Annotated in this window: 7 protein-coding genes; 5 read left to right on the forward strand and 2 right to left on the reverse strand. The window is 66.0% G+C overall.

Annotation, left to right across the window (positions count from 1 at the left end; all coding sequences use genetic code 11):
* Window positions 1-41 precede the first annotated feature (41 nt).
* The 4 genes from modA to HCO70_RS23315 all read left to right on the forward strand — a co-directional run bounded on the left by modA (window position 42) and on the right by HCO70_RS23315 (window position 3807).
* Window positions 42-803 carry a molybdate ABC transporter substrate-binding protein gene (modA, locus tag HCO70_RS23300; RefSeq protein ID WP_172300298.1) on the forward strand — a complete coding sequence of 254 codons (762 nt, stop codon included), beginning with the start codon at window positions 42-44 and terminating at the stop codon, window positions 801-803.
* A gap of 4 nt (window positions 804-807) precedes the next feature.
* Entirely contained in the window at window positions 808-1500 is a 693-nt protein-coding gene (modB, locus tag HCO70_RS23305; protein WP_172300299.1) for a molybdate ABC transporter permease subunit, read from the forward strand.
* Window positions 1497-2585 carry a molybdenum ABC transporter ATP-binding protein gene (modC, locus tag HCO70_RS23310; protein WP_172300300.1) on the forward strand — a complete coding sequence of 363 codons (1089 nt, stop codon included), beginning with the start codon at window positions 1497-1499 and terminating at the stop codon, window positions 2583-2585. Before modB ends, modC begins: the two co-directional genes overlap by 4 nt.
* A 130-nt stretch (window positions 2586-2715) precedes the next feature.
* Window positions 2716-3807 carry a transporter substrate-binding domain-containing protein gene (locus tag HCO70_RS23315; protein ID WP_216665585.1) on the forward strand — a complete coding sequence of 364 codons (1092 nt, stop codon included), beginning with the start codon at window positions 2716-2718 and terminating at the stop codon, window positions 3805-3807.
* Between the two features lie 38 nt (window positions 3808-3845).
* Here the strand turns inward: HCO70_RS23315 and HCO70_RS23320 are convergent, their stop codons facing one another.
* A complete protein-coding gene (locus HCO70_RS23320) occupies window positions 3846-4439 on the reverse strand; it encodes a phospholipid-binding protein MlaC (RefSeq protein WP_172300301.1) in 594 nt (197 codons plus the stop codon).
* Between the two features lies 1 nt (window position 4440).
* The gene (locus tag HCO70_RS23325; protein WP_172300302.1) at window positions 4441-5145 is read right to left on the reverse strand and encodes a VacJ family lipoprotein; all 705 of its coding nucleotides are present in this window, start codon (window positions 5143-5145) and stop codon (window positions 4441-4443) included.
* A 179-nt stretch (window positions 5146-5324) separates the two neighbouring features.
* Here HCO70_RS23325 and HCO70_RS23330 point away from each other — a divergent pair.
* A partial coding sequence (locus tag HCO70_RS23330; protein ID WP_172300303.1) for a type I secretion system permease/ATPase occupies window positions 5325-6563 on the forward strand: 1239 nt, incomplete at its 3' end.

A 6563-nucleotide genomic window follows, 5' to 3' on the forward strand; every position in this document is an offset into this window, starting at 1 on the left:
TATGTTCCGTCGAACATATCCCTTGCCAGAAGTCATCCACCATGCTCCGCTCCGCCATCCTCCCCGCCGTCGTCGCAACCCTCCTCCTCACTGGCACCGCCCGCGCCGAACAGGTCACCGTCTTCGCCGCCGCCAGCCTGAGGAACGCCCTCGACGAGGTCGCCACCGCCTTCAACAGCGCCACTGGGGACGAGGCCGTCATCGCCTATGCCGGGTCCTCCGCGCTGGCGCGCCAGATCGAACAGGGCGCCCCCGCCGACATCTTCATCTCCGCCAACACCGACTGGATGGACCACCTCGAAGAAAACAACCTCATCGACCCCGCCACCCGCACCGACCTTCTCGGCAATGCCCTCGTCCTGATCGCTCACGATCCCGACGCCGCCCCGGTCGACCTGACCCCAGATCTCGACCTCCCGACGCTCCTGAACGGCGGCCGTCTCGCCATGGCGCTGGTCGATGCCGTGCCTGCCGGTATCTACGGAAAACAGGCTCTGACCAGCCTCGACCTCTGGGACACCGTCGCCCCGCATGTCGCGCAGGCCGACAACGTCCGCGCCGCCGTCGCCTATGTCGCACTCGGCGAAACCCCCTACGGCATCGTCTACGCAACCGATGCGACAGCCGAGCCCAACGTCACCGTTGTCGGCACCTTCCCCGAAAGCAGCCACGACCCCATCACCTACCCCGCAGCCGCGCTGACCAGCGCGCAAAGCCCCGCCACGCAGCCTTTCCTCGACTTCCTCCACAGCCCCGAAGCCCGCGACGCGTTCACGCGGCAGGGCTTCACCGTGCTGGACTGACCGCATGGACTGGCTGGGGCCCGAGGAATGGCAGGCGGTGGCGCTTTCGCTCAAGGTCAGCTTCTGGGCGATGCTGGCCAGCCTGCCCCTCGGCATCCTCGCCGGTTTCGCGCTGGCAAGGTGGACGTTCCCCGGCAAGCAGCTCTTGAACATCCTCGTCCACCTGCCGCTGGTCCTTCCACCCGTCGTCACCGGTTACCTGCTGCTCCTGACCTTCGGCACCACCGGCCCCATCGGCGGCGCGCTGCAGAAGATCGGCATCGTCTTCGCCTTCAACTGGACCGGCGCCGCGCTCGCCGCCGCGATCATGGCTTTCCCGCTGATGGTCCGCGCCATCTGGCTCTCGGTCGAAGCGGTCGATCCCAAGCTTGAACAGGCCTCCGCCACCCTCGGCGCGCCGCGCGCCTGGGTCTTCGCCACAGTCACACTGCCGCTGATCCTGCCCGGCATCCTCGCCGGAGCCGTCCTCGCCTTCGCCAAGGCGATGGGCGAATTCGGCGCGACGATCACCTTCGTCTCCAACATCCCCGGCCAGACCCAGACGCTGCCCTCCGCCATCTACGCCTTCCTGCAGGTTCCGGGTGGCGAGGCATCGGCCCTCCGCCTCGTCGCAGTCTCCATCGTCATCGCAACCGGCGCGCTGTTGCTCTCGGAATGGCTCAGCCGCCGCATCGCGGCCCGGGTGCGCGGCGCATGACGCTATCTGTGTCTCTAACTCAAGCGTTTCCGGGCCTTTCGCTCGATGTCGCCTTCGATGCGCCGCCGGGCCTGACGGTACTCTTCGGCCGCTCCGGCGCCGGTAAGACGACCGTGATCAACGCCGTCGCCGGTCTCCTGCGCCCCGATGCGGGCCGCATCGCGGTGGATGACCGCACCCTCTGCGACACCAGCCGTAACATCTTCCTCCCGCCGCACCGCCGCCGCCTCGGCTACATCTTCCAGGAGGCGCGGCTGTTCCCGCACCTCACCGTCCGCCAGAACCTTGCCTATGGCCGCTGGTTCGCCCCCCGTGACGCGAAAACCGAGGACCTCTCCCGCGTCGTCGACATGCTCGGCATCGGCGACCTGCTGTCCCGCCGCCCCGGCGCCCTCTCTGGCGGCGAGCGCCAGCGCGTCGCGATAGGCCGCGCCCTTCTCGCCGCGCCGCAGCTGATCCTCGCCGACGAACCGCTCGCCTCGCTCGACGAACCCCGCAAGGCCGAAATCCTTCCCTATTTCGAACGATTGCGCGACGAAACCACCATCCCGATCCTCTATGTCAGCCACTCAGCGGCAGAGGTTGCGCGCCTCGCCACCACCGTCGTCGTCCTCGAAAACGGCCGCGTCGCCCGACAGGGCCCGGCGCCCGAGGTCCTCAGCGACCCCGCCGTCACCCCCCTCGGCGTGCGGGAGGCTGGTGCGGTTCTGACAGCCCGCGTCGTCCGGCATCACCCCGACGACCTGACCGAGCTGGAAACCGGCGGCCTGCCCCTGCTCCTGCCCCGGCTGGCACAGGCCGAAGGCACCACCGTCCGCATTCGCATCGCCGCGCAGGACGTGATGCTGGCGACAGAACGGCCGCGGAACATCTCCGCGCTCAACATCCTTCCCGCCACGATCCGCGAAATCCGCCTCGGCGGCGGCCCCGGCGCGCTGGTCCAGCTCGACGCCGGCGGCAACCTCCTGCTGGCCCGCATCACCCGCCGCTCCGCCGACACGCTGGCGCTGCAGCCGGGCCAGCAGGTCTATGCCCTGCTCAAGGCGATGTCCGTGTCCAAGGAAAGCATCGCGGATCCGAAGTAAGGACGCGGCGCGAACCCAAAAAAACGGCAGGACTGCAACGGCCCCGCCGTGAATACCCAAGCGGGATTCAGTCCGCCCCGCGTTCCGGCTACCCTCCGGCTCGAACGCAATTGTCCCGACCGGATTCCCGATGCCGAAACGCTTTCTCTGCCTCGTCCTGTTCCTGCAGGCCATGCTCCTGTGCCTGACCGGCTCCCTCGCCACAGCACAGGACGCCCCGCTCAAGGTCGGCACGTTCGAATGCCCGCCCTTCTCGATCCGGGACGAGGACGGCCAGCACCGTGGGCTCAGCATCTATCTCTGGCAGGAAATCGCGCGCCAGATCGGCGCCAGTTACGAGATCGTCGACATGTCCCTCGGCGAACTCCTCAGCGCCGCCGAGGATGGCACGATCGACGTCGGCGCCTCCTGCGTGTCGATCACCGAACCGCGCGAGGAGGTACTGGATTTCTCGCATGCCTTCTACGAAACGCACCTTGCCATTGCCGTGCGCGAGGCGAGCCTGCTGACCACCGTCGGCAACTTCCTGTCCGACGGCGAAGTCCTATACTGGCTCGGCATCGTCCTGCTGCTCGCCTGCATTGTCGGCGGCGTCTATTACCTGCTGGAACACCGGGACAACCCGACGCTCTACACCCGCGAATCCCGCAGCGGAAAGATGTTCGAGGGCTTTCTTCTGGGCCTCCTGTCGGTCACCAGCGGCCCGCTCGACTATTTCGAGTTCCGCTCGCTGACCGGCCGGGCGATCACTGCCTTCCTGGCAGTCCTGACCACCGTCTTCATCGCCAGCTTCACCGCCATCCTCGCCAGCGCCTTCACCTTCGACCGGCTGCGTTCCGACATCGCCGGGCCGCACGATCTTGCCGACGTCAATGTCGGCGTGAAGGAGACTTCCACCGCCAGCAACTATCTCGACGCGCAACGCATCGGCTACCGGACCTATCCGACAATCCCCGACATGCTCGATGCTCTCTATTCCGGGGAAATCGACGCCGTCGTGACCGACGACCCGGTGCTGCGATACGAGATCCACCGCGGTCAGCAGGCGGGTACATACCGGACCCTTACGGTCTTGCCCCAGCCGTTCGAGCGGCAGAATTACGGGTTCGTGCTACCAGAGGAATCGCCGCTGGGCGAAGCCATCGACCGCGCGCTGCTGTCCGTCCGCAATACAAGTGGCTGGGACGCCGCGCTCGGCCGCTATCTCGGCTCAGCGGAATAGGACAGGACGGAAATGGTGCGACGGTCCGGCACCCCCGGCTATGCCAGCCGCCGCAGCTCCGCGATCATCGCGTCGATATCGCCGCGGTTCTTGTCGAGCAAGGCACCGATCTCCTCGCGCTCGGACAGCAGCATGCTGACGCCCTCCACCGCGAGGTTGAAGAACAGGTCCCGCCCGGTCCGGTCCGATACGTAGAAGGTCACTGCAAAGGGCGCCTTGCCCGCCAGGTTCACCTGGGCATAGACCTCGATCCAGTTCTTCACCGGCTTGGCCCCGGTCACCACGACCTTGCCGCCGATGAATTCCCGGAACCGGCGCCCGTATTTCGCGGTCAGGTAGCGCCCGAACGCGTCAGAAAACGCCGCCTTCTGCGCCGGCGTCGCGCGCCGCGCGTCCGGTCCCATCGCATAGGCCGCGATATAGGGCTGGTCCGCATAGCGGTCGAAAATGCCCTGAAACTGCTGGATCATCGCCGCCTCGGACGATCCGGTCGCAATGATCCGGTTGATATCCGCCACCGCCTTGTCGACCAGCGACTGTGCACTGCCCTGCGTCAGCGCCGGCACCACGGTCGGCAGCAACGATGCCGCCGCCGCTGAAATCAGCAGGAAACGCCGTGAAATCTGGGACATGCTAAAATCCTTCGGTATCCAGCGCGAAGGGATCTTCCTCCTCCGCCTCTACTGTCTGACCTAGTTGGAACCGCCGGTTTTGCAAATACAGCAGGCGGGTCTGCGCATAGCTGTCGGCGCTTCCGTACAGCACGTCATCCACCGAATCCGCGTATTCGCCACGCGCCGACAGGGTCGAAACCGCCTTGGATCCGGCGATGTAATAGGTCTCGGGCGCAGTCACGGCATAGGACAGCGGGTTCAGGAACAGGTCCACCATCCGGCCCGCCGTGTCGCGCGTGGTCGACGGCCCCAGCAGCGGCAGTTCCTGGTAAACCCCTTCCGACGCCCCCCAGACATGCATCGTCTCGCCGAAGTCGCTGTAGCGCGACGGCAGGCCCCACGCGGTGGCCGGGTCGAACAGCCCGGCAATGCCGAAGGTCGAGTTGATCAGCAACCGCATGAAATTGTGCCCGGCATCCTCGACATTCGCCTGCAGCAGGTCGTTCACCACCATGCGCGGCGTGTCCAGATTGCCGGCGACGTTGCCGACGGTTTTCAGAACCATGCCGCCCCCTTCACCGCCCGCGCCGGAAAGCGGCTTCAGAATCGCCGTGTCCAGCTTCTTGTTGAACTCGTGGACGGCACGGTTCTGCTTCTCGTAGGGATCGTTGATCGTCTGGGTGACCTCAGGCGCGGTACATGCAGCCAGAAGCGTCGCGGTCATCAGGCAAAGGGCTAATCGAAGGCTAGATGGGTACATCGTCAACGGCTCTTGGACAAAAACAGGCACAGAAGTGGATGTTGCACAGATAGGCAATGTCGGACATAGGAACAGGTGCTAACGATTCCGCAGTTAATCGATGTGACCATTTCGAAACAGGAATTGGAAGACAAGAGCGAGAGATGAAGAACCGCCCAGCCGATTTAAGCAATGGTTTGCGCGAGTTACGCGAGGCTCGGGCGGAAAGCCGCCCGCTGTTCCTTTTTGTCGCAATCTTTAGCTTTTTCGTGAACCTGCTGATGCTGACCGGGCCACTGTTCATGCTGCAGGTCTATGACCGCGTGCTCGGCAGCCGGTCCGAGGAAACGCTGCTCGCGCTGGCCATCCTCATGGGTTTCCTCTTCGCGATGATGGGCCTGCTGGACTTTGTCCGCGGACGGGTGCTCGCGCGCATCGGCGCCCGGTTCCAGGCGCGCCTCGATCACCGGGTGTTCGCGGCGGTGGTCCGCAAGGCGTCCCTCGACAACAGCCCGCGCACGCCCGCAAACTCGCTGCGCGATCTCGAAGCGGTGCAAAGGCTCCTGTCCTCGCCGGTCTTCGCCGCGCTGTTCGACATTCCCTGGACGCCTGTCTTCCTGTTCGGCATCGCCCTGTTCCACCCCTGGCTGGGCATCCTCGCGGTGGTCGGCGGCGGCATCCTGATCTTCGTCACGATCCTGAACCAGTTCCGCACCTCGACCCCGGTGGCCGAAGCAGCCGGCGCCACGCTGCAGGCGGAACGCATGGCCGAACAGATCCGGGCAGAGGCGGAACTGATCCGCTCGCTCGGCATGACCGGCTCGGCTTTCTCCCGCTGGAACCAGGCGCGCGAAAAGGCGCTGGCACAGAACGTCCTGTCCAGTGACCGCACCGGCAGCTTCTCGACGCTGTCCAAGACGTTCCGGATGTTCCTGCAATCGGCGATGCTCGGCCTCGGCGCCTATCTCGTCCTGCAGCAGGAGGTGACGCCGGGCGCCATGATCGCGGCGTCGATCCTGCTCGGCCGGGCGCTGGCGCCGCTGGATCTCGCGATCGGCCAGTGGCCCTCGATCCAGCGTGCTGCGAAAGGCTGGCGCCACCTTGGCGAGCTGCTGTCCGAGGTCCCGCCGGAACGCGAACGCACCGCCCTGCCCGAACCGAAAGCGCATCTGAAGGCAGAGCAGCTCACGATCATTCCACCGGGCGAGCAGCTGGCCAGCCTGCGCCTGATCAATTTCGAACTGCAGCCGGGCCAGGCCGTCGGCGTGATCGGCCCTTCCGGGTCCGGCAAGTCGACCCTTGCGCGGGCCATCACCGGCGTCTGGCGGCCCGCGGGCGGCAAGATCCGCCTCGATGGCGCGGCGCTCGACAATTACGATCCGGACGTGCTGGGCGACTACATC

The sequence above is a fragment of the Pseudoruegeria sp. HB172150 genome, from assembly GCF_013184805.1.
Classification (GTDB): domain Bacteria; phylum Pseudomonadota; class Alphaproteobacteria; order Rhodobacterales; family Rhodobacteraceae; genus Psychromarinibacter.

Bases quoted from the DNA above. Each gene is read 5' to 3' on its own strand.
- modB (WP_172300299.1), top strand. From the start codon at position 808: ATGGACTGGCTGGGGCCCGAGGAATGGCAGGCGGTGGCGCTTTCGCTC.
- HCO70_RS23325 (WP_172300302.1), bottom strand. From the start codon at position 5,145: ATGACCGCGACGCTTCTGGCTGCATGTACCGCGCCTGAGGTCACCCAG.
- HCO70_RS23315 (WP_216665585.1), top strand. From the start codon at position 2,716: ATGCCGAAACGCTTTCTCTGCCTCGTCCTGTTCCTGCAGGCCATGCTC.
- modC (WP_172300300.1), top strand. From the start codon at position 1,497: ATGACGCTATCTGTGTCTCTAACTCAAGCGTTTCCGGGCCTTTCGCTC.
- HCO70_RS23320 (WP_172300301.1), bottom strand. From the start codon at position 4,439: ATGTCCCAGATTTCACGGCGTTTCCTGCTGATTTCAGCGGCGGCGGCA.
- modA (WP_172300298.1), top strand. From the start codon at position 42: ATGCTCCGCTCCGCCATCCTCCCCGCCGTCGTCGCAACCCTCCTCCTC.